The 22,902-nt window shown below is 65.2% G+C and carries 20 protein-coding genes; 14 read left to right on the forward strand and 6 right to left on the reverse strand.

What is annotated here, in order from left to right:
* Positions 1 to 70 precede the first annotated feature (70 nt).
* Positions 71 to 2,587, forward strand: a complete 2,517-nt coding sequence (locus tag QXH22_RS04840) for a glycogen/starch/alpha-glucan phosphorylase (RefSeq protein WP_371934154.1) — start codon at positions 71 to 73, stop codon at positions 2,585 to 2,587.
* Between the two features lie 19 nt (positions 2,588 to 2,606).
* On the forward strand, positions 2,607 to 4,043 hold the full coding sequence (locus QXH22_RS04845) for an APC family permease (protein WP_306241586.1): 1,437 nt from the start codon (positions 2,607 to 2,609) through the stop codon (positions 4,041 to 4,043).
* 12 nt (positions 4,044 to 4,055) lie between these two features.
* Here the strand turns inward: QXH22_RS04845 and QXH22_RS04850 are convergent, their stop codons facing one another.
* Positions 4,056 to 4,262, reverse strand: a complete 207-nt coding sequence (locus tag QXH22_RS04850; protein ID WP_306241587.1) for a long chain fatty acid-CoA synthetase Faa4p — start codon at positions 4,260 to 4,262, stop codon at positions 4,056 to 4,058.
* A gap of 149 nt (positions 4,263 to 4,411) precedes the next feature.
* Between QXH22_RS04850 and QXH22_RS04855 the strand changes: the two genes are divergently transcribed.
* The 3 genes from QXH22_RS04855 to QXH22_RS04865 are packed head-to-tail and all read left to right on the forward strand — an operon-like array spanning position 4,412 to position 5,918.
* Positions 4,412 to 5,158 (forward strand): alpha/beta fold hydrolase, encoded by a 747-nt coding sequence (locus tag QXH22_RS04855; protein WP_306275030.1) that lies wholly within the window; start codon positions 4,412 to 4,414, stop codon positions 5,156 to 5,158.
* A gap of 38 nt (positions 5,159 to 5,196) precedes the next feature.
* Positions 5,197 to 5,541: a hypothetical protein gene (locus QXH22_RS04860; protein ID WP_306241589.1), complete on the forward strand. Its 345-nt coding sequence runs from the start codon at positions 5,197 to 5,199 to the stop codon at positions 5,539 to 5,541.
* Positions 5,538 to 5,918 (forward strand): PaaI family thioesterase, encoded by a 381-nt coding sequence (locus QXH22_RS04865; protein ID WP_306241590.1) that lies wholly within the window; start codon positions 5,538 to 5,540, stop codon positions 5,916 to 5,918. The genes QXH22_RS04860 and QXH22_RS04865 overlap by 4 nt, the downstream gene beginning before the upstream one ends.
* Here QXH22_RS04865 and QXH22_RS04870 read toward each other — a convergent pair.
* Positions 5,903 to 6,241, reverse strand: coding sequence for a nitroreductase/quinone reductase family protein (locus QXH22_RS04870; RefSeq protein ID WP_306275031.1), 339 nt, complete (start codon positions 6,239 to 6,241; stop codon positions 5,903 to 5,905). The genes QXH22_RS04865 and QXH22_RS04870 overlap by 16 nt on opposite strands.
* Positions 6,242 to 6,295: 54 nt before the next feature.
* Positions 6,296 to 6,772, reverse strand: a complete 477-nt coding sequence (locus QXH22_RS04875; RefSeq protein WP_306275032.1) for a DUF1772 domain-containing protein — start codon at positions 6,770 to 6,772, stop codon at positions 6,296 to 6,298.
* 105 nt (positions 6,773 to 6,877) lie between these two features.
* Between QXH22_RS04875 and QXH22_RS04880 the strand changes: the two genes are divergently transcribed.
* The 5 genes from QXH22_RS04880 (at position 6,878) to QXH22_RS04900 (ending at position 12,740) form a co-directional block, all read left to right on the forward strand.
* Positions 6,878 to 7,450, forward strand: coding sequence for a TetR/AcrR family transcriptional regulator (locus QXH22_RS04880; protein WP_306275033.1), 573 nt, complete (start codon positions 6,878 to 6,880; stop codon positions 7,448 to 7,450).
* Between the two features lie 108 nt (positions 7,451 to 7,558).
* Complete coding sequence (locus QXH22_RS04885) at positions 7,559 to 8,017, forward strand: hypothetical protein (protein WP_306241594.1); 459 nt, start codon at positions 7,559 to 7,561, stop codon at positions 8,015 to 8,017.
* Between the two features lie 91 nt (positions 8,018 to 8,108).
* Positions 8,109 to 11,303 (forward strand): AAA family ATPase, encoded by a 3,195-nt coding sequence (locus tag QXH22_RS04890; protein WP_306275967.1) that lies wholly within the window; start codon positions 8,109 to 8,111, stop codon positions 11,301 to 11,303.
* Between the two features lie 52 nt (positions 11,304 to 11,355).
* Positions 11,356 to 11,820 (forward strand): ribonuclease HI, encoded by a 465-nt coding sequence (rnhA, locus tag QXH22_RS04895; RefSeq protein ID WP_306241595.1) that lies wholly within the window; start codon positions 11,356 to 11,358, stop codon positions 11,818 to 11,820.
* Between the two features lie 116 nt (positions 11,821 to 11,936).
* Positions 11,937 to 12,740 (forward strand): DUF1906 domain-containing protein, encoded by an 804-nt coding sequence (locus tag QXH22_RS04900; protein ID WP_306275034.1) that lies wholly within the window; start codon positions 11,937 to 11,939, stop codon positions 12,738 to 12,740.
* Positions 12,741 to 12,764: 24 nt separating this feature from the next.
* Here the strand turns inward: QXH22_RS04900 and QXH22_RS04905 are convergent, their stop codons facing one another.
* Together QXH22_RS04905 and QXH22_RS04910 are read right to left on the reverse strand one after the other, a co-directional pair.
* Entirely contained in the window at positions 12,765 to 13,628 is an 864-nt protein-coding gene (locus QXH22_RS04905; RefSeq protein WP_306241597.1) for a bestrophin family protein, read from the reverse strand.
* Positions 13,629 to 13,850: 222 nt separating this feature from the next.
* Positions 13,851 to 15,272, reverse strand: coding sequence for a DUF2252 domain-containing protein (locus QXH22_RS04910; RefSeq protein ID WP_306275035.1), 1,422 nt, complete (start codon positions 15,270 to 15,272; stop codon positions 13,851 to 13,853).
* Positions 15,273 to 15,397: 125 nt separating this feature from the next.
* Between QXH22_RS04910 and galT the strand changes: the two genes are divergently transcribed.
* The 3 genes from galT to QXH22_RS04925 all read left to right on the forward strand — a co-directional run bounded on the left by galT (position 15,398) and on the right by QXH22_RS04925 (position 18,855).
* Positions 15,398 to 16,495: a galactose-1-phosphate uridylyltransferase gene (gene galT / locus QXH22_RS04915; RefSeq protein ID WP_306241599.1), complete on the forward strand. Its 1,098-nt coding sequence runs from the start codon at positions 15,398 to 15,400 to the stop codon at positions 16,493 to 16,495.
* A complete protein-coding gene (locus QXH22_RS04920; RefSeq protein ID WP_306241600.1) occupies positions 16,492 to 17,595 on the forward strand; it encodes a galactokinase in 1,104 nt (367 codons plus the stop codon). Before galT ends, QXH22_RS04920 begins: the two co-directional genes overlap by 4 nt.
* Positions 17,596 to 17,703: 108 nt before the next feature.
* Positions 17,704 to 18,855, forward strand: coding sequence for a cellulase family glycosylhydrolase (locus QXH22_RS04925; RefSeq protein ID WP_306275968.1), 1,152 nt, complete (start codon positions 17,704 to 17,706; stop codon positions 18,853 to 18,855).
* A 19-nt stretch (positions 18,856 to 18,874) separates the two neighbouring features.
* Here the strand turns inward: QXH22_RS04925 and QXH22_RS04930 are convergent, their stop codons facing one another.
* Positions 18,875 to 19,558 carry a TetR/AcrR family transcriptional regulator gene (locus QXH22_RS04930; RefSeq protein WP_306241602.1) on the reverse strand — a complete coding sequence of 228 codons (684 nt, stop codon included), beginning with the start codon at positions 19,556 to 19,558 and terminating at the stop codon, positions 18,875 to 18,877.
* Positions 19,559 to 19,785: 227 nt separating this feature from the next.
* Here QXH22_RS04930 and QXH22_RS04935 point away from each other — a divergent pair, with 227 nt between their 5' ends.
* Positions 19,786 to 22,821 (forward strand): MMPL family transporter, encoded by a 3,036-nt coding sequence (locus QXH22_RS04935; RefSeq protein ID WP_306275036.1) that lies wholly within the window; start codon positions 19,786 to 19,788, stop codon positions 22,819 to 22,821.
* The last annotated feature ends 81 nt before the right edge of the window (positions 22,822 to 22,902 follow it).

Below are 22,902 nucleotides of genomic sequence, written 5' to 3' on the forward strand. Positions count from 1 at the left end.
ACATCGCTGACAGACTGTCTGCCGGTCTTCTGCCATGTTTCGGTGCGATTCCTAGGGAATAGGACCCACGATGACTGATCTCGATCAGACACCCTCCGACGAAATTCCTGCCGCCGGGAGGGCCGAACTGACCGAGCACTCCCGTACGGGGATGGGCGCCGCCGCGCTGCAACGCGCGATCACCGATCATCTGCGCTACTCGATCGGCCGCCCGGCGGCGGCGCTGCGGCCCGAGCACTACTACAAGGCACTCGCACTGGCCGTGCGCGACCGGATGCAGGACCGCCGGGTGGCCTCCACACAGGTGTCCCTCGATCTCGGCCGCAAGGTGACCTGCTATCTGTCGGCCGAATTCCTGATGGGTCCCCAACTCGGCAACAACCTGCTGAACCTGCGCATGGAAAGGGCGGCCAAACAAGCATTGTCGGCGATGGGCCAGAACTACGAGGAGGTGCTGGCCTGCGAAGAGGAACCCGGTCTGGGCAACGGCGGCCTGGGCAGGCTCGCCGCGTGCTACCTGGACTCGCTGGCCACCCTCGAGCGCCCGGCGATCGGCTACGGAATCCGCTACGAATTCGGCATTTTCGATCAGGAGATTCACGACGGCTGGCAGGTCGAGCAGACCGACAACTGGCTGGACAGCGGAAACCCTTGGGAGATCGCCAAACCCGACGTCAACTACCTGGTCAAGTGGGGCGGTTACGTCGAGCACTACACCGACGACAGCGGCCGCGAACGCGCCCGGTGGGTGCCGGGCCTGATGCTCAAAGGCGTCGCCTACGACACCCCCATCCAGGGTTACGGCGTCAACACCTGCAACGTGCTGACGCTGTGGAGCGCCCGCGCGGTGAAGTCGTTCGCGCTGGAAGCCTTTAACACCGGCGATTACTACAAGGCGGTCGAGGACGAGGTCACCTCCGAGACGGTCACCAAGGTGCTCTACCCCAACGACGAGCCGGAAGCGGGCAAGCGGCTGCGACTGCTGCAGCAGCACTTCTTCGTGTCCTGTTCGCTGCAACACGTGCTGCACATCATGGACGATCTGGCCGACGTCTCGGTGCGCGAACTCCCCCAGCGATTTGCCCTGCAGCTCAACGACACCCACCCGTCGATCGGGGTTGCCGAACTGATGCGGCTACTGCTCGACGAGCGCCACCTGGACTGGGACGAGGCGTGGGACATCACCGTTGCCACGTTCGCCTACACCAACCACACGCTGTTGCCCGAGGCGCTGGAAACGTGGCCGTTGGAGATGTTCGGCGAGTCGCTGCCCCGTCATCTCGAGATCATCTACGAAATCAACCGCCGGTTCCTCGACGAGGTGCGTATCCGGTTCCTCGGCGACCACGACCGGGTCCGCCGGATGTCGCTGATCAGTGAGGACGGTGGCCGGAACGTCCGGATGGCGCACCTGGCCACGGTCGGCAGCCACGCCGTCAACGGTGTCGCCGCGCTGCACAGCGAACTACTGAAAGACAGTGTGCTGAAAGACTTTTACGAGATGTGGCCGGAGCGGTTCAGCAACAAGACGAACGGGGTGACGCCACGCCGTTTCCTGGCGCTGGCCAATCCCGGCCTGCGGGAACTGCTGGACCGCACCATCGGCGACGGGTGGCTGACCGATCTGGGCCGGCTGCGGGGACTGGAGCAGTTCGTCGACGACTCGTCCTTCCGGGAGCAGTGGCGGGACATCAAGCGCAACAACAAGGCCCGCCTGGCGTCTTTCGTGCGTTCGGCGACGGGAGTGGAGCTGAATCCGGAATGGATCTTCGACATCCAGGTCAAACGGATTCACGAGTACAAACGTCAGCACCTCAACGTGTTGCACATCATCGCGCTCTACTATCGGCTCAAGCAGAACCCCGAACTGTCGATTCCCCCGCGCGCCTTCATCTTCGGGGGTAAGGCGGCGCCCGGGTACTTCCTTGCCAAGCGGATCATCAAGCTGATCAACGCCGTTGCGGAAACGATCAACAACGATCCGGAGGTCAACAAGTTCCTGAAGGTGGCGTTCATCCCGAACTTCAACGTGCAGAACGCCCATCTGATCTATCCGGCGGCCAATGTGTCCGAGCAGATCTCAACCGCCGGTAAGGAAGCCTCGGGCACCGGCAACATGAAGTTCATGATCAACGGAGCCCTCACGGTCGGCACCCTGGACGGCGCCAATGTCGAAATCCGCGAGGAGGCCGGACCGGAGAACTTCTTCCTGTTCGGCCTCGACGTGCAGGAGGTCGAAGCGCTCAAGGCGAGCGGTTACCGACCCTCGGATTACATCGACAGCAACGAGGAGCTCACCGCGGTCTTGGACCTCATTTCCGGCGGGACGTTCTCGCACGGCGATCATCAGGTATTCCGGCCGCTGGTCGACAACCTGCGCTACCACGACTCCTTCCTGGTGTGCGCCGACTTCGCGTCCTACGTCGAATGTCAGGAGCGAGTGAGCCGGGCATGGCAGGACCGCGATGCCTGGACCAAGATGTCCATCCTGAACACCGCGCGTAGCGGAAAGTTCTCCTCGGACCGCGCCATTGCCGAATACTGCGAAGACATCTGGAAAGTCTGGCCGCTGACCGTCAAGATCTGAGAAGACTCAAGGGGGCTCAATGACCGAGTTTCGCGAGGAATACGGCTACGAGCCCGAGCTCAAGCGCACGCTGGGCTCCTTCCAGGTGTTCGCGGTCTCCTTCGCCTTCATTTCGGTGGCGGTGGGCATCTTCGGAACCTACGACGACCTGTTACGCAACTCGGGCCCGGTGGGAATCTGGACGTGGATCGTCGCGGCGGTCGGTCAACTGCTGATCGCGTTGGTGATCGCGCAGTTCGCGGCGCGCATCCCGCTGAGCGGTTCGTCCTACCAGTGGGGATCCCGGCTGGCCAACCCCAAGATCGGCTGGTTTTTCGGCTGGCTCACCTTCTGCTATCTGATCACCGGGTTGATGGCGATCGACAGCGCGATGGCGAGCACGTGTCTGATGCCGTTGTTCAACGTGGCGCCCGATGAGGGCACCGCGCGCCTGATCACCGTGACGGTCATGGTGATTCAGGCCGTGCTGGCGATCGCCTCGACACGGCTTGTGGCACTGATCAATTCGGCGGCCGTGGCGATCGAGTTGTCCATCGTGGTGGTGTTGGCCATCGCGCTCGTGGTGGCCGTCTCGGTGACGGGGAACGGCTCGGTGGGCAATCTGACGTCGCGCGGCATCACCGAGGGGGCCCCGAATTACTTCGCCTTCGGCGGCGGGTTGATGGCCGTCATGATCGTGGGCCTGGGAACGCTGGTGGGCTTCGACTCCGCGGCCAATATGGCCGAAGAGGCCAAGGACCCTTTCCGCAGTGTCCCGCGCGCCATCGTGGGATCGGTGGCGGCCGCCAGCGTGCTCGGCCTGCTGTTCCTGATCGCATTGACGATCGCCATCGACGACATCCCGCATGTGTCGGCCGCCGGTTCACCGGTGGCGATGATCATGCACGATCAGCTCGGCACGGTGACCGAGCGAATCTTCCTGGTCGCCATAGCGATTGCCTTCTTCGGCGGTGGAATGGTCACGCTGACCAGTTGCTCGCGCATGATTTTCGCGATGTCGCGCGACGATCGTTTCCCCGCGCACCGGCTCATGCGACGGGTGAATTCCCGCACCCAGACGCCGATTCCGGCGACCGTCGTGCCCGTCGTCATAGGAATCGCGGTGCTGGCGGTGCTGCCGGGCGACGCCCTCTTGGAGCTCATCACCTCCGGCACCGTGTTTCCGGCACTGACGTACGGCATGATCGTCGTTCTGTATTTGGGGGTGCGGAAGCGACTCGATCGTCAGGAGGGAGCCTTCGACATCGGGCGGTTCGAGCTACCGATCGCGATCGCTGCGCTCATCTGGTCGGTCTGCGCGCTGGTCATCCTGCTCTCCCCCGACGCCGCAACGGTCCCGATGATCATCGTGGCCGGCCTGCTCGGCACGGGCGCCCTCTACTTCGGGTACATGATGATCTTCAACCGCGAGGTGCTCGAGCACGAACCCGGAGACCTCACCGTCTTCTCGCACTGACGAGGGGTCAGGTCAACCGATCTCGTTGGCGACCCACACCGCGACGTAACCGATGGGAATGCCGGTCTTGCGCGCGATGCACTGCCGCGCTGCGAGTTCGACTGCCGACCGGCGGGCGGCCCGGGCGAACCCGTCCACCTCGGGTATCCGGATCAACCATCCGTCGGCGTCCCGGGTGATGTCGATGTCGAAGCACTGGCCAACCGTTACGCAGTTCATACGCTGTGTACGACCTCTGCGCGCGGAATGTGGGCGGCGCAGAGTGGGCTGAAGAGGCATAGGTGAGTTCCTGAGTCGATGACGGACCGCGCGCAAGACTAATGCGACTTGGGAGTAAAACCTAATCGGAACCCGTCGAAGGAGGCAGCGTGTCGATTGTTCTGGTGCATGGCAATCCGGAGACGGACGCCCTCTGGGGTCCGCTGGTCGAGGCGCTGGGGCGCGAGGACGTGGTGCGGCTGTCCCCGCCCGGATTCGGCGCTCCCCTGCCGCAGGACTTTCCGGCGACCTACCTTGCCTATCGTGACTGGCTCGAGGGCGAGCTGGAGCGGATCGGCGGCCCGATCGACCTGGTCGGCCACGACTGGGGCGGCGGGCACGTGATGAATGTGGTGATGCACCGCCCTGAGCTGGTCCGCAGCTGGGCGAGCGACGCCGTCGGCCTGTTCGATGCGGACTACGTGTGGCACGACATGGCCCAGGTCTGGCAGACGCCCGGTGACGGCGAGCAACTGGTCGACACCATGCTGGGCGGGACGGTGGCGGACCGGGCCGCCCAGATGGGTGCGCTCGGCATACCACCCGACATCGCCACCTCGATTGCCCGCGAGCAGGACGCGGCGATGGGCCGGGCGATTCTGGCGCTCTACCGCTCGGCCGCCCAGCCCGCGATGGCCGAAGCGGGACGCGCACTCGAGAACGCCGCAACCCGGCCCGGGCTTTCGTTGCTGGCGACCGACGACCCGTACATCGGCGGTGAAGAGACGCGGCGCCGCGCGGCTGACCGGGCCGGCGCTCGCACCGCAGTGCTCGATGGCCTCGGGCACTGGTGGATGGTGCAGGACCCCGCCCGCGGCGCGGCCGCGCTGACCGAGTTCTGGAATTTGCTGGACTGAGCGCTGCCGACTCGCGCCGAGGCCTTACGCTTCGTCCCGTGGGGAAATATCTCGTGCTGTATTCGTCGGCCCACCGAACCGGCCAGGAACTTCGGTGGCGCCTCGCCGAGGACGCCGATGCCACCGACGTACGCCGTCGCCTCGACAAGGCGCAACCAGGCGAATTCGTTACGGTCCCCGTGGTTCTCGAGGACGAACTGGACACGCTGCTACTGCGCGTGCAGCCCCACCATTTCGGGGCGTGGCTCGTCCTCGACCTGCCGGAGGCACAGCGCTCGACCGCCCCACTGCCCGCCGCACGCGCCCGAGTGCCCGACTTCGGGCAGATCTTCCGCGATGCGGCCGAGGCGGTGCGCGAATCCACCCGCCAGCAGCGCAAGTGACGCAGCCCGCGGTGGGGAGTCATTTTGCTGCGTTCCTGGGTTTTCGCTACGTGCCGTCCGAGGGGCAGGACGCGATTGTGGAGGCCCTGCCGTCGGCCGAGCACTGCAACGAGCGCGGCACCATCCACGGCGGATTCCTTGCGGCTCTGCTGGACACCAGCACCGGCCTGGCGGTTCACTCTGCGCTCGCTGACGGAGTGGCGGCGCCGCACTTCGACCTCACCATCCAGTACCTGCGACCGGCGGTTCCCGGGACCCTGTTGACCTGCACAGCACGCACGACGAGGGTCGGCCGCCGCGTCGTTGCCTCGGAGGCGGAGGTCTTTCAGGACGGCAAGCTGATCGCCCGTGCGATCGGCAGTCACGCCGTCGTCTGATCCAGGCGAACGATGACGGTGACGCGGCCGTTGTCGTCACGGGTGGCCACCGCGTGCCCGGCGCGCGCGATCCCGTTGAGTCGCAGGGTCAGCGGGCCGCCCTCGCCGAGAAAGTTGCGCCACCACGTCTTCGTCTGAGGCAGGTTGGCGTGGATGATGACCTGTTCACCGCTGCGCCGGTAGGCCACCGGGATGCTGAACTCGCGCCCGGACTGCCGCCCGGTGTAGGTCAGCATTGTGATGTTGCGATTCACCAGCCCGCCGAATCGGCGCGAACCGGCCGCCGCGGCCACCGGCGCATTGATCAGAGGTGCGGCCCGCATGAGAAGGCGCCCAACGGTTTTCGGTGCGTTTATCATTCGGGTGCACTTTCCCGATCAGGCGATCATGGCCAGGCACAGCGCGACGAGCGCGAGTCCTTGCAGTAAGGCGCGTGCGTCGATGATCCGATCCCAATCAGCCTGCAGTGCTCGCAAATTCGGCAACACCCGGCCGTCGTCGGCGGCGGCGGTGAGCTTTCGGTTGATCGGCGCACTCACGCGGAGGTATAGCAGCAGCCAGGCCACCAACAGCACCACAGCCACCCCGGCCGAAATGGCCTGGGTCCACTGCGCGGCCAGTGCGGCGAAAACGGCGCTGATGGCGGCCATGGCGACGCCGAGCACCCCCGGCACGGGCATCCGCCGGTCACCATAGCGGTGCACGAATCCACTGACCGCGGACAGGGCCCGGTCGTCAACTTGGGCCAGCGCCGGTCGCAAGACGATCGCGCAGAACACATCGGTGCCGTAGACAACCCCGTTGCCGACTACGGCGAGCAACGCCGCAAGTTGTGCGAGGTGGGAAAGGGGCATATTAGGCACTCCTCGTATCGACGCTAGACATGCTAGCGATGCTAGGTAGCGCGTCCTGGGCTGTCAATAGCGACGCTATTAGTTCTAGCGATGCTATCGTCGGGTATGTCAGCTGAAGATCGCCGTAGCCGAGAGCGAGCCGCACGCCAGCGGCTGATCGTCACCACCGCGCGGCGGCTGGCGGAAACCGAAGGCTGGGACGCCGTTACTACTCGGCGGTTGTCCAACGAGATCGAATACAGCCAGCCCGTGCTCTACTCGCACTTCACCAACATGGACCAGCTCGCGCGGGCTGTCGCTCTGGAGGGGTTCAGCGAACTAACCGAGAAACTGCGCGCTGCGCGCTCGGGCGCGCAGGCCACCACCGACGCGCTAAGTCGACTCGCGGACGCCTACGTGGACTTTGCCCGCGAGAATCCCGCGCTCTATGACGCGATGTTCACCCGCACGACCACCCTGCACTTCGCCGACGAAGACACCCCGCCCGAACTCGCAGCAGCCTTCGCCGAGTTGCGCGCAGTTGTCGCACCACTGGCCGAGCACGGAGACGCCGACACCCTCGCCGAAGTGCTCTGGTCGGCGCTGCATGGACTGGTCAGCCTCGGCCGCACTGGCCGGCTTCGTGCCGATTTTGAGGCCGAACGCGTAGCGCTTCTGATCGCTCAGCTCTCCGGATAAATCCGCCGGCTCCCCGCGCCCAATGCCGATGCATGAGGAGGCATAGAAAGCCCGGCACCGGGTAAACACCTGTGCAATAGACGCCTTGCAGAACCGGAGGACAGCGCAGTGAGGTGGGTGTTGGGTGTGCTGGGCACCGCGGCCGTGCTCGGAGCGCTGTTCGGACTGTCGCTGCCGCTGTCGCTGCACGTCGTCGATCGCAGTGGCGCACCGATCGCCTGTGGCACCGGATTCCACCCCGACCATCGCCGCGCAGCCCGCGAAGACGACGTCAATCAGGACCTGCACGCCAGCTTCGGCGCACCGTACGAACTCAGCGATTACACCGATCAATGTGACGCACTGGTAGCCGCCCGGCGCAGCATCTCGCTCGATGTCATTGCCGTTGGCGGCGCGTTGCTGGCGACCACGTGCCTGCTGGGTTTGCGCGCAGGCGGATACCTGGACCTCTCCCGCGCCGGTCGACCGGGGCAATGGGTCGGCGCCAGTGCCTCGCAGCCGTCCGTCCCCTACTGCGATGATCTGCACCAAGCCCTCGGCACCATCGGCATCCGCGTCCAGCACTGAGCCGAGGCCCGAAGGCGGCGATTGGACGGACACCGCCGACACCCGGTGACACCATATTGAGGTGGGCCCCAAGGTGGACGACGGTCGCGGTGTGCGGACGGCCGCGCTCCGGTCGTGCGGGTCGTGTGGGACCCAGCTCTCGGCGAACGCCAAATTCTGCAGTGAGTGCGGTACGCAGGTCACGCGCGTCGGCCCGGCGGCTCAGTACAAACAGGTGACAGTGCTCTTTGCCGACGTGGTGCGCTCGATGGACATCGCCGCCGCCCTGGACATGGAGCGGTTGCGCGAGGTCATGACGGAGCTGCTGGTGCGCTCGGCCGCGGTGGCACGCCGTTACGGCGGCGGGACCGTCGAGTACACCGGTGACGGCTTGATGGTTATCTTTGGCGCCCCAGTTGCGTTGGAAGATCACGCTTTTCGCGGGTGTCTCGCTGCCCTGGCGATCCAGAAGGAAGTCGACCGACTGGCGGCGGGGGTCGCGCAGCGCGACGGCGTGGCACTGCGGTTGCGGGTGGGCATGAATTCCGGCCGGGTCATCGTCGGTGAAATGGGTGCGTCGACGTACGCCGCCACGGGTGAGACCGTCGGGTTCGCGCACCGGATTCAGTCCGTGGCACCCCCGGGCGGAGTGATGTTGTCCGAGGCGACCGCGCGGTTGGTCGAGCGCACGGTGCAGCTGGCTGAGCCCGAATGGGTGCAGATCAAAGGCGTCGACGACCCGGTGCGCGCCCAGCGACTTCTCGCAATCGACCCGCGCGATGGCCTGGTCGGGCGCGTCGAGACCAGTCTCGTCGGGCGGCGCTGGGAGGTGGCGGCCCTCGACGCGATGCTCGAGCGCACGATCGGCCGGCGCGGCGGGGTGATCAATGTGGTCGGACCGCCGGGCATAGGCAAGAGCCGACTGGCTCGAGAGGCTGCGGCCTTGGCGGCCGCTCGCGGGGTGGAGGTGTCCTGGGGATTCTGCGAATCTCACGCCCGGGATATCCCATTTCACGCCCTGACCCGGCTGCTGCGTGCGCGAACCGGCGTGGCCACCCTGGACGACCGGGCCGGCCGTGCCCTTTTGCGGCGGCAGCTGTCCGACGCGGACCCGCAGGACCTGCTGCTGCTCGATGACCTGCTTGGCATCGCCGACCCGGATGCGCCCTTGCCCCAGATGGACCCGGACGCCCGGCGGCGGCGGTTGACCGCGTTGGTCAAGGCTTATGCGCTGGCACAGACGCGACCGGCGCTGTTGATCGTCGAGGACGTGCACTGGATCGACGCGGTCAGCGAGTCGATGCTGGCCGACTTCCTGGCGGTGACTCCGCACACTGCGTCCATGGTGCTCATCACATCCCGCCCGGAGTATGCGGGGGCACTTCTGGGGGCGCCGGGCGCTCAGACCATACCCGTTGCGCGACTGAGTGATTCGCAGACCACCGTGCTGCTGCAGGAGCTACTGGGGTCGGACCCGTCGGTCGCACAGCTCACCGCGGTGATTGCCGAGCGCGCAGCCGGAAATCCGTTTTTCGTCGAGGAGATGGTGCGCGAGTTGGCTCAGCGCCGGGTGCTGGCCGGTGACAGCGGTGACTACACATGTGCCGCCGCCGTCGGCGAGGTGAGCGTGCCGGCCACGGTAGCGGCGACAATCGAGGCCCGCATCGACAGCCTGAGCCAGGCGGCGCGGCGGACGCTGCACGCGGCGTCGGTGATCGGAGCCCGCTTCGGGGCGGAGCTGTTGTCCACCCTGGGTGTCGAGGCGGAGTACGACGAGTTGCTGCGCGCCGAACTCATCGATCAGATGCGATTCGGCCAGCGCCCCGAATATGCCTTCCGCCACCCGTTGATCCGGTCGGTGGCCTACGAATCGCAGCTGAAGTCCGATCGCGCCGAGTGGCATCGGCGCCTGGCAACCGCCATCGAAACTGGTGCGCCGGGTTCGGCGGACGAGCATGCGGCGTTGATCGCCGAACATCTGGACGCGGCGGGCGAGTTGCACGGCGCGTACGCCTGGCACATGCGCGCCGGCGCGTGGTCAACCAACCGCGATCTCGTGGCGGCCCGGCTCAGCTGGGAACGGGCAAGCCGGATCGCCGATGCGTTGCCGGCCGATGACCGCGACCGGCTGGTCATGCGGATCGCGCCCCGGACCATGTTGTGTGCCACCGACTGGCAGGCCCGAGAGGCTCAGGAAAGCCAGGAACGTTTCGCGGTGTTGGGTGAGCTGTGTGAGGCGGCCGGCGACAAGGTGTCGCTGGCCATCGGCATGACTGGGCCTGCGACCGAGCACTGCTATGCAGGGCGCACGCATGCGGCGGCGGCTGTTTCCTCCCGGCAGATGGAGCTGCTCGAGTCGACCGGTGATACCACCCCGGCCATGGGGCTGGTAGGCATCGCGTTCGTCAATTGGATCGGGGTTGGCGCGTTCGACAAGATCATCCGGTGGTCGCAGATCGTCATCGACCTGGCCGGCGGCGATCCCGGCAGAGGCGCCGGCTTTGGTGTGGCCTCACCCTTGGCGATCGCGTCGGCGTGGCGTGGCACCGCCCGTTGGTGGCTGGGCCGTACGGGATGGCGCGAGGATCTCAACGACGCCATGACTATTGCTCAACGCAGCAATGCTGAGACCTTCTCCGGAGCCTCCGCGTGGGCCTACGGTTTCGCGCTGCAGTACGGGGTCCTGCGGGCCGAAGACTCCGTGGTGCGGCTGAGCGAGGACGCACTTCGGACGGCCCGGGCGGCCAGCAGCGATCGCGCCATGGGTCTGGCCGCCTACACGTTGGCTGTCGGACTTCTCAATCGAGACGCCGCCGCCGAACGGCAGCGGGGCCTGGAACTGATGATGCAGACCCGCGACATCTGGCTGCGCAAGCGAGCCCTCTTCCTCATCCCCGTCACCGACATGTGGGCCGCTCGCGAAACGTCACTTCGCGGCGACCTCGCAGCCTCGATTCCGGTGATGCGTCAGGCGGTCGGTGAGTTGCGCCGGGCGAGACACCTCTTCTACGGCGTATGGGCCGCCGGCGTCCTGGTCCAGACGCTGCTGCAGCGCGGGGCGGAGGATGATCTGGTCGAAGCTCGAGAGGCGATCGACTGGTTGGCGAGCCTGGCGGCCGAGGTCGATTCGGCGATCCTGGAGGTCATGCTGCTGCGACTGCGTGCGCTGCTGTGCCGAGCCGTCGGCGACCAGGGCGTCTACCGCGACGTGGCGGAACGGTACTGCGCAAGGGCGACAGATTTGGGCTTCGAGGGTCATATGGACTGGGCGAACGAGATGCTGCAGGTCGGCCCGGCCGGAGGTTAGCGCATCGCGAGTCGGGCGCCCGATCGCGCGGCGCAGTGCCTATTCTCAGCGCATGGTCGACACCGTCAGCGACATCGTCGTCATCCACACCGACGGCGGGTGCAGACCCAACCCCGGTCCCGGCGGGTGGGGTGCCGTGCTGCGCCAACGGCACCACGTCCGCGAAATGTACGGCGGTGAGTCCACTGCGACCAGCAACAACCGGATGGAACTGACGGCGCCGATCATGGCGCTGGAGGCGCTCACCCGCGCGGTGGAGGTCCATCTCTATACCGACAGCACCTACGTCCGCAACGGCATCACGAAGTGGGTTCTCGGCTGGGAGCGCAACGGCTGGATGACCGCCGCCAAGCAGCCGGTGAAGAACGTCGACCTCTGGATGAGGCTGCAGGCGGCGTGCGCGCGACACCGAGTCGAGTGGTTCTGGGTCAAGGGGCACGCGGGTGTCGCCGACAACGAACTCGCTGACCAACTAGCCACCCGGGGTTTGCAGGAGGCGATCGGCCTGGCTCGGTGAGCGGGGCTGAGGATAAGCGGCCCTGTGGCTCTGGCCGGTGAACGACACGGACCGATTTGGTATCAGCTGTCAAACGCCACTTCTGTTAGCAACAGTCACATACTTAACATCGCGCGATGCAGGACTTGTCGTTTCAATTTTGCCTCCGGCCGCCGCGCCCCCTTGCTCGCCGTGACGTTTTGCGCTACGCCGTCGCGATGTCCGCACTGCCAGGGCTGTCGGCGGCACTCGCCGCCGTTCCTGCTTCTGCCGCCGCCGCACCCAAGCTGATCGACTTCGCCATGCACCAGATTGCAGCAGAGCACATCAAAGCTGCCGGCTACTCCGGGGTCATCAACTACGTCTCACTCTCGCGTCCCGGGTCGTCCTTCGGCGCGAAGCCGATCACCCGGCCCTACGCCGAAGAGCTGACCGCTGCCGGTCTGATGATCGTGAGCAACTACCAATACGGCAAGCCTGGCGGGACAGCACAGTCGGACTTCAAGCGGGGGTTCGAGGGCGGCGTCGACGATGCCCGCACCGCGTGGAAGCTGCATACCGCCGCGGGTGGCGGCCAGAGCGCCCCGATCTTCTTCACCATCGACGAGGACATCAACCGCGACACGTGGAACAACGTGGCGCTGAAGTGGTTTCGCGGAATCAACTCCGTGCTGGGCGTGCAGCGCACCGGTGTCTACGGCGGCATCGCCGTGTGCCAGTGGGCGGCTGCCGACGGGGTGATCGGGAACTCGCGCACACCCGGCAAACGCTGGGCCTGGCAGACCAAGGCCTGGTCGGGCAGCAAGATCGACCCCGCCGCGGTCCTGTACCAACGGGTGGTCAGTACGGCGTCGAACCCGGGCCCGAAAGTGGGGGGACAAGAAGTGGACGTCAACGACGTGCTTGCCGCGGATTGCGGTCAGTGGCACCTGCATCGCTGAGCGCGGCACGGCGACCGGCAGCTCTTAAATGCCCGCCTGGGCGTAGATGTTTTTGTGGATGGTTTCGCAGATGTCCTCGAGGGGAAGGTCATTCGCGTCATGCCCGAAGGGGCTCTCGATTTCGACGCCGATTTCCTCGATGCCGAAAAATGTGTACGCGATGATAAGGACGTCGACAATGGTCGTCCAGCCGAAGGTGTCGACCATGGCAAAGGGCAGGGTGAAGCAATAGAGGACTAGCGCCCGGCGCAGATGAACGGCGTAGGCGAAGGGCATCGGCGTTTTGTGAATTCGTTCGCAACCACCGAGGTAGTCCACCAGGAGCTGAATGTTCTGGTCCATCGACGTGAGCATGATGTCAGAGATCAGGCCCCGCTCGTGCGCTTCCCGGAGGCAACCGGACATGTTGCCGGCAACAGCGAGAGCGGGATGCTGGGCGTTGATCGCCTCCTGCACCTCCGTGGGCGGAAGTTCGGGGATTTGTGGTCCGAGGCCTTCGGTACCGCGTAGGCGGTGCATGGCCGCCCAGGCAAAGGCAGCTGTCCATCGGGTGAGTCGGGCGACCAGCGCTGGATCCCCTGAGATGTATACGCTGGCGCTGCGGACGAGGTTGCGTGATTCGTTCACGATCCCGCCCCACAGCTTGCGCCCCTCCCAGAAACGTTCATAGCTGGAGCTGGTGCGAAAAACCAGAAGGAGACCGAGGGCGAGGCCCATCAGTGTGTGCAGCTGGATGGGCATGCCGACCGGTGCGACATATGTGTGAAAGGCGACAACCGCCGCCGACCAAGCGACGCACAGGGAGACCCGACCGATGATCTCCCGGACCAGCGAGCCGCGGATGTCAAAAAAGTGGTCCAGCCATTTGTGCGAATCGTATTCAATCATGGTCTATTTCGCGTTGTTGGGATAAACGGAGTCAGCAAGCGTGGGTTCTTCGGGTGCGTTCCATGGACTGCTACGACGGGACAGCTATGGCGCGATCCAACTGCGATCATGCCGCTTCCGCGCCGCCGCCGGATGGTTTCAGATTTCGGTGTCTGGCGCAACACCTTCCACCTCGTGGTTTCGCGAGTCCCACGCCGTTCTCTCCAACGCTTGGTGACCTGGCTAAACTCCGCGTTCAACTGGCAGCAATCCTCGATCGACGGCGCTGACCAATGCGGCGTGGTCTTTTTCGGTCTGATCGGCGTAACGCCGCGCGAAGGTGCACAGCGCCTTGTCGACCCGGGCGGAACTCCCCAGGTAACCGGCAATCATCGAGGCGCCGCTTGTCCTGGCGTGCCCCTTGGCCAGAAGCTGACCCACCACTCCGGCATAGTCAGCCAGCGCGGCCGCATCGATCGCCTCTAAAGGTATGCTTCCCTTCATGTTTCGGAACTGGCGCACGTAGTATTGCAAGCCGCCCATCGTGGTCCAACCCAGCAATGGATCGCTCACCGTCTGCAGTGACTGTTGGTATTCCACCACCCGTTGCCCCTGGTGCGCGTGCCATGCAGATTCACCGTGCACGTAGCGCGCAAGCACCGATCGACGAGCTTGCTTGAGCTGCAGAAAAACTACGTCCTCTTCCGACGAGCCTTCCAACAGCGCCACGTAGGCGCGCAGGCCGACACTGCCCACCCCGACGACCTTGTGTGCAACGTCGACCAACGTGTAGCCACCGAGCACGCGTCGCCAGTACGACGGCAGGGTTTCGACATACTCGTCGAGTGCTTCCGCCAGTAACGCGGATTCACCGGAGGACACCCGGGTGATCAAAGGTGGTTCCTCGACAATCTTCCGCTCGCCATCGACCTCATGGGTGAAGCGTGGCAACGCCCGGTCGCCGGTGCGGTGGCGTGCCCGCTTTGCCGATCCCACGACCTGTTTCCTGAGCCGACCTGACGTCTCGGCCGCCAGCCTGTCAACATCAAGCCTAACGAAAGACCTTGTGAATAAGGGCAAGTCGGCAAGCCGCCGCACTTCGTGACGATACGAAGCCACGCAGGACCGCACGGCATCGCAGCAGTCCTCTTCCGACGTCCCGTTCTGGCGCCCGGCCACCCAGATGCTCGCGGCCAACCGTCGCAGGTCCCACTCCCAGCTGCCTGGGTGGGCCTCGTCGAAGTCGTTGAGGTCGATCACCAGATCCCGCTCAGGAGATGCATAGAACCCGAAGTTGCCGACGTGCGAGTCACCGCACACGACGGGTGTGATACCGGTTGCCGGCAGATGCGCGACGTCCTCGGCCATCACCACGGCAGCGCCGCGCAGAAATCCGTATGGCGAGTCGACCATGCGGCCGACCCGGATCGGGATCAGCCGGTCGTCCCTCCCCTGGTGACTCATGTTGACCAGTTCCACGGGGTCGGGACGGTCGGAGGGCGCCGTCCAGTCGGCCAGCGACTTGCGCGGCACACGCTTACGCAGACTCTTCCCAAGCGCGTAGCGCTCGGCCCGTGTTACCGGTCGCTGCCGCAACGACCGATACGCGGCGGCGTCGGCGTCGGCGAGTACGGTGTGCACGCCGGCGCCTGCATCGCGATCCATATCGGCTAGATACCCCGATCGTTACGAGGTAAGTCCAGCAAAACCTGGCGAACGCTGACCCCGGTGCCATCGGGGCTGCGTCATCCACATCGGCCAAGCTAACCTTCAACGTCGTGGAGTCGCCGATGCGGGCAAAGCTGGCCGATGGCCGCGACTTGCTGTTTTTCTCGTTGCCCGGGCACCGTCCAGCACCGGTTCCGGATCGCCGGCCTTTGCCTCCGCAAGACCCCGACCAGTCGGAGTTGCGCTTCGACCGGTCAACCGGACAGTGGGTGATCATCGCCGCGCTACGCCAGGGCCGCACCTACAAGCCGCCCGCCGACCAGTGCCCGCTGTGTCCGGGTCCGACCGGACTATCCAGCGAGGTGCCCGCCCCCGACTATGACGTGGTCGTTTTCGAGAACCGGTTCCCGAGCCTCTCCGGCGCCGCACGGTCTACCCCGGCGTCACATGCCGCACGAATCCTGGCGCCTGCGGATGGCGGCTTTGTGTCCGCGCCGGGACACGGTCGATGCGAGGTGATCTGCTTTTCCAGCAAACACTCCGGGTCGTTCGCGGATTTGGAGCCGGCCCATGCCCGATTGGTCGTCGAGGCGTGGCGGCACCGCACCGCTGAACTGATGGCCGAACCGGGCATCGAGCAGGTGTTCTGCTTCGAAAACCGCGGCGAGGAAATCGGGGTGACGCTGACCCACCCGCATGGTCAGATCTACGGCTATCCCTTTCTGACGCCGCGGCTCACCGAGATGCTGGGTCAGGCACGCGAATTTCGGATGCGCCACGGCGGCAACCTCTTTGCCGACCTGTTGGCGCGCGAGGTGGCCGACGGCAGTCGCGTAGTGGCGCGCACCGAGCACTTCACCGCATTCGTGCCGTTCGCGGCGCGCTGGCCGGTTGAGGTACACCTCTACCCGAACAGGTTGGTGCGCAGTCTGGTCGATCTTGAGGACGACGAACTGGACGGGTTCGCGCAGCTCTACCTCGATGTCCTGAAGAGATTCGACAACATGTACGCCCCCACTCCGCTGCCCTACATTTCCGCCCTGCATCAGTTCACCGCGACCGAAGCCCAAGCCGACGGCTACTTCCACGTCGAGTTGATGTCGATCCGGCGCAGCGCCACCAAGCTCAAATACCTGGCGGGCTCCGAGTCCGGGATGGGGGCGTTCATCAGCGACGTCACGCCCGAAAGCGTGGCCCAGCGGCTGCGGGAACTGGGATGACGGTCCGCTTCGCCGCACCCGGGCGGATCAACCTGATCGGGGAGCACACCGATTACAACCTCGGCTTTGCACTGCCTATTGCGCTACCGGAGCGCACCACCGTCTCTTTCACCCCCGACGACAGCGATGCGATCACGGTCAGCAGCGATCGCGCGGACGGCTCCGTGCGCATTCCGCTGGGTACCGCACCGACTGACCCCGAGAGCTACATCGAGGGCTGGGCCGGCTACATCGCCGGGGTGATGTGGGCGCTGCGTGAAGCCGGCCACCCGGTGCCCGGCGGCGCGATGTCGATCACCAGCGACGTGCCGATCGGATCGGGCCTGTCTTCGTCGGCTGCGTTGGAGTGTGCGGCGCTGGGGGCGATCGCGTCGGCCGCCGATGCACACATCGACCGAATGGAACAGGCGCGGCTTGCGCAGCGCGCTGAGAACGACTATGTCGGCGCGCCAACGGGTTTGCTTGACCAGTTGGCATCGCTGTTCGGTGAACCGGCCACCGCTGTGCTGATCGATTTTCGCAACCTCACCCTCACACCAGTCGCATTCGACCCGGACGCTGCCGGCGTCGCGCTGCTGCTGATCGACTCCCGAACACGCCACCGTCATGCCGGCGGAGAGTATGCCGCCCGACGCGCATCGTGCGAGAGAGCGGCCCAAGATCTCCAGGCGTCATCACTGCGTGAGGTTCAAGACCGAGGACTGTCGGCCTTGGCCGCGGTGACCGACCCTGTCGCTGCCCGGCGTGCTCGTCATGTGCTGACCGAGAACCGCCGGGTACTTGACTTTGTTGTCGCCCTGGGTGATTCGGATTTCGCCCAAGCCGGCCGGATCATGACTGCCTCCCACGTGTCGATGCGTGACGATTTCGGCATTACCACCGAGCACATCGACCTGATCGTCGACGCCGCCATCGATGCCGGGGCTCTGGGTGCCAGGATGACCGGCGGCGGCTTCGGGGGCTCTGTGATCGCGTTGGTGCCGATCGACCGGGCGGATATGGTCGGCGAGGCGGTGCGCCGGGCGGCGTGTGACGCCGGGTTCGTGCGGCCGGTGATCACCCGAACCCGGGCTGCCGGGGGCGCCGGGGCGCTCGGGTGAGTATCCGGAAGCATTGGCGCCCTAGTACCGTCCATGCCAGCGCACCTCAAATGGTGGAAATCGTTTAAAGCTGCGCAATCACCTCATCCGGGGAACTATCGTCAATTCGTGCGGCGTCGAACGGTGCTGAAGCTGCCGGCGCTGCTGGCGGCGGGGCCCACACTGACGCGCGCGCCCCGCGCCGCCGCACAGCAGAGCCGGTGGTCGGCTGACCGGGCCAACCGCTGGTATCAAGCGCAGGCCTGGCCCGTCGGCGCCAACTACATCACCTCGAACGCCATCAACCAGCTCGAGATGTTTCAGGCCGACACCTTCGACCCACAACGCATCGATGTCGAGCTCGGCTGGGCCCAGCTGCACAAGCTGAACACGGTGCGGGTATTCCTGCACGATCAGCTCTGGGCCCAGAATCCCTGGGGCTTCCGAATGCGTCTGGCGGAGTTTGTCACCATCGCGGCGAAACATCGCATCAAGCCGATCTTCGTCTTCTTCGACTCCTGTTGGGATCCGTTCCCGAAGTTGGGCCCGCAGCGCGCACCGACGCCCGGCGTGCACAATTCCGGCTGGGTGCAAAGTCCGGGGGCTCAACACCTCGACGACCTGGACTACCGCCGCACGCTGCACGACTACGTAACGGGAGTGCTGAACCAATTCCGCTCCGACGATCGCATTCTGGCTTGGGATCTGTGGAACGAACCCGACAATCCATCGCGTGCGTACCGCAAGGTCGAGCGGAAAGACAAGCTGGAGCGGGTCGCCGACCTGCTCTCGTTGGTATTCGATTGGGCACGTTCGGTGGATCCGAGTCAGCCATTGACGAGTGCCGTGTGGCAAGGCGAGTGGGGAAACTCTAACCGCCGCAGCACAATTGCCAATATCCAACTGGACAATTCCGATGTGATCACATTTCACAGCTATGACCGGCCAGCGGCATTCGAGGCTCGGATCGCCGAACTCTCCCCGCTGGGGCGGCCGATGATCTGCACCGAGTACCTGGCCCGGACGCTCGGCAGCACCGTCGAGGGAATACTGCCAATTGCCAAGCGCTACAACGTAGGTGCGATCAATTGGGGCCTCGTCGCCGGGAAGACCCAGACCTACCTGCCCTGGGACTCATGGGATCATCCGTACACGACGGATCCCCAGACCTGGTTTCAAGACCTGATCCACCCTGACGGAAAGCCATACCGAGACAGCGAGATTCAGACCCTCGCCAAACTGGCCACCCCCGACGACGGCGGCAACCGCCGCCCAGGGTGACCGTCGCTCCGAACGACGGTCACGTGATCAAATGCTGGCCAGTGCTTTCCGGCCCCGATTTTCCTTTGCGCCGCGGCTTGAGTTGACGCCCCAGCTTCCCGCTGATGTCCGTGGTCGTCACGACGAGGGCAGTGATGAATTCGATGAGTTCGGTTCGGCTGACGCTGATTTGGTGTCGATACCACTGCGTGACGAGTTCAAGTAGACCGCTGATGACGGTCAACGCCGTCAGTCTGAGGTTTTCGTCGGTTCCGGCGGCGTCACCGAGTAGTGCGCGTGCTTGGCCGACCATGATCTGAACGAGGACATCGATGATCTCGTGGCGCCGTTCGACAAGCGCCTCGGCGGTCTGCAGCTCGATCAGCAGCCGTGGTCGCCGCGGATCCTCGTCGATGAACGCCAACACGAACTCGAGGACGGCCTTCGCGCGGGGTTGCAGTTCGGGTGGCGAATCGGCGACCGTTCCCATGATTCCGGTCAGTGCGCGGGTGAACTGGTCATCGAAAGTGGCGAGAAGTAGCGCCTGGCAATCGGGAAAGCTCTCGTAGAAGTAGCGGTCGTTGAGTCGCGCACGTGCACTGATGGCGCGTACCCGTAGGGTGCTCACACCGTGTTCGGCAATCGCGTCGAGGGCCGCCTCCATGAGTTGCCGGCGACGTTCTTCACGCCGTTGATCGGCGGTTCGGCCGCGATGGATGCTCATCGACGCGTCGACGCTCCTTTAACTCTGCGGACACGGCTTGCATTGCCGCGCCGATTTGGTGAAGAATATCACCAATTACTTTGGTGAAGTACTTCACCATCAGGGGGGTCGACAATGACACGGGATGGCCAGCCGCTCCAAGACCCGCCAGCGTTGCGCGCGTCTCCCCCAGCTGAAGCACCGACGTCGGAGGTCGAAGTTCGGCTCATTGCCGGCGGTTTGGCGTGATGCGGTCAAACGGGAGGACAACCCTTGATTCGCCCCGAAGTGGCCCGACGGGCCTGAGCCCGCTGCGTGAATCCAGCGGTGAGTACAGCGCTCGCCTCGCGGCGCTGGGTGCATTCGCCCTGCGGCACAAAGCGCTGGTGATCGGGGCGTGGATCGGTGCGGCGGTCATCCTGGCCGTGGTCTTCCCCCAGTTGGAGACGGTCGTGCGTCACCAGTCGGTACAGCTGCTGCCCAATGACGTCGCGTCGTTTCGCGCCGTCGACGACATGGCGGCCGCGTTTGACGAGCGGGGCGCCAAGACCACGGTCGTCATCGCAATGGAAGACCCCGCAGGTTTGACCCCGTCGGCACGGCAGCGCTATGACACGGTTGTTTCCGCGCTGCGCGCCGATCAAGCGCACGTCCTGCTGGTACAGGATCTCCTGGCTGACCCCGTCACCCGAACCGGCGCGGTGAGCACAGACGAGAAAGCGTGGTTCCTTCCGGTCGGGATCGCGGGCACAGTCGGCGACCCCAAGTCAGCCGCGTCGGTCGACGCCGTGCGCGCGACCGTCGCCTCGGTATTCCACGGATCTCCGACTACCGCGTATGTGACCGGGCCCGCCGCGACGTTTCACGATCAGATCGCCGCCGGCGAGCACGACGCACTGATCGTCTCGGTTGTCACCGCCGTTCTCATCGCGCTGATATTGCTGCTGGTCTACCGATCGGTGTTCACCGCACTGCTACCGCTGCTGGTCATTGGCGTCAGCGTGGCCGTCGCCGGCGGTGTCCTGTCGGCGCTCGGTCAACTCGGTGTGCCCGTCTCACAATTCACCATCGCCTTCCTGGTTGCCATCCTGTTGGGCGCCGGGACCGACTACACCGTGTTCTTCCTCAGCCGCTACCACGAACAACGACGACAAAACGTCGACCCGGAACAGGCGATCGCCCACGCGTGCGGCAGCATCGGACGCGTCATCCTGGCCTCAGCAGCCACCGTCGCGCTGGCGTTCGCCGCAATGGTGTTCGCCCGTCTCAGTGCCTTCAAGGGTGTCGGCCCGGCTTGCGCTGTGGCCGTGCTGCTCGGATTTATGGCTACCGTCACGCTGCTCCCGCCGGTGTTGGCACTCGCCGCCAAGCGAGGTATCGCCGAGCCCCGCGCCGACCTCTCCCGCCGGTACTGGAACCGTGTTGCGGTCGTGGTGGTGCGGCGGCCGGGCCGAATGCTGGCCGCCAGCGTAGTGGTGTTGCTGGCTTTGGCCGGCGTCGTGGCCGGGATGCGGATCACCTATGACGACCGGGCAGGCCAGCCCGCAAGCACCGGTAGCAACCTGGGGTACCAGCTGCTAGATCGACACTTCCCCAAAGACACCGCCATCCACGAGTTCCTGCTCGTCCGATCCAGTACCGACATGCGCACCGCGAAGGGCCTCGCCGACCTCGACGAACTGGCGTCCCGGGTCGCGCAACTCCCCGGCGTGAAGCGTGTTTCCGGCGTCACCCGCCCCACCGGAAAACGGCTCGACGAAGCGCAATTGTCATGGCAGAACGGACAAATCGGCGACAGAATGGCTGGTGCGGTCGCCGACGGACAAGCCCACCGAGACGACCTCGCCAAGCTCACCAATGGAGCCGACCAACTCGCTGCCGGCCTCGGGCAACTCGACACCACGCTACGGCGCGCACTGGCTCCGCTGACCGGCCTGCTCAGCCAAGCGCAAAGCGCCGGCCAGAATGTGCAGAACGCCCGTCCCCTGCTGCAACAACTCAACGCCACCGCGCCGGGTCTCGATCAAGCCGTGCGCAGCGCCGGAGGACTGCGGCCACTGGCCGAACAAGCCGCGACCGCTATTGCGGTCATCGAGCCCCTGGTCCAGAGCCTCGACACCTCTGCGTGGTGTGCCACTACCCCCGAATGCCTGCAACTGCGCGACCAAACCCGGGTACTCGTCACGCTGCGCAACGGCGGATTCTTCGATCAGATCGTCGGCCTGAGCGACCAATTCAGCCAGAACACATCCCTGGCCAGCACGCTCACCGGCATCGAAAACGCCGCCACCACCATGCAACAAACCCTCGGCGCCGCAGGGAACCCCGCGGACCTCGTCGGCAACATCCACCGCCTGCAAGACGGCGTCAGCCGTCTCGCCTTCGGCGCCCAGGCACTGGCGACCGGAGTTCACACCCTGGCCGACAGCAACATCCAACTGCTCGGCGGCATGAGCAAGATCGCCACCCAGCTGCAGAACTCTGCACGCGCTGCCTCCGGATCAGACGCCGCCTCTGGCTTCTATCTGCCACCAGATGCATTCGGCGACCGCCGATTTGGCGATTTGGCCCGCCAATTCGTGTCTCTTGACGGGCGCACGGCCCGGTTCGCCATCGCCTCGTCCTATGATCCCTACTCGGCCGACGCCATGGCCTTGAACCGCACCATCGTCGACACGGCCAACGCCGCCAGGCCCAACACGTCGCTGGCGAACACTGCGATCTCCATGGTCGGCTTTCCCGCCGTGAACTCCGACCTGCAAAATCTGCTGTCCACCGACTTCATCCGCCTGGCCACCGCTACCCTGCTGGTCGTCGGGATCGTCTTGATTCTGCTGTTGCGCGCTTTGATCGCCCCGCTCTACCTGCTGGGCACCGTCGTGCTGAACTACTTCGCCGCCCTGGGGCTGGGACTTCTCGTGTTCCAGTATGGGTTCGGCCACGACATCGCCTGGCCCGTACCGGTTTTGGCCTTTATCCTGCTGGTCGCCGTCGGTGCCGACTACAACATGCTGCTGGTATCCCGACTCCGCGAGGAAACGACCAGCAATATGCGCGTCGGCGTCCTGCGCACCGTCGCCAACACCGGGTCCGTTATCACCTCGGCGGGAATCATCTTCGCCGCCAGCATGTTCGGCATGATAATCGGATCAGTCGGCATGATGATGCAAGCGGGGTTCATTATCGGTTGCGGCCTTCTGCTGGATACCTTCGTCGTCCGAACCGTCACTGTGCCTGCCATCGCCACGCTGTTACGTGAGAAGAGTTGGTGGCCACATCGATGAGGCCAGCTGAGGTCGGTCAGGCCTCCGGCGTCCTGCAACAAACGTGCCGATAGCAGGGAACCCAGTCGGCTAGATCCGACC

The sequence above is a fragment of the Mycobacterium sp. TY814 genome (genome assembly GCF_030755175.1).
Lineage (GTDB): Bacteria > Actinomycetota > Actinomycetes > Mycobacteriales > Mycobacteriaceae > Mycobacterium.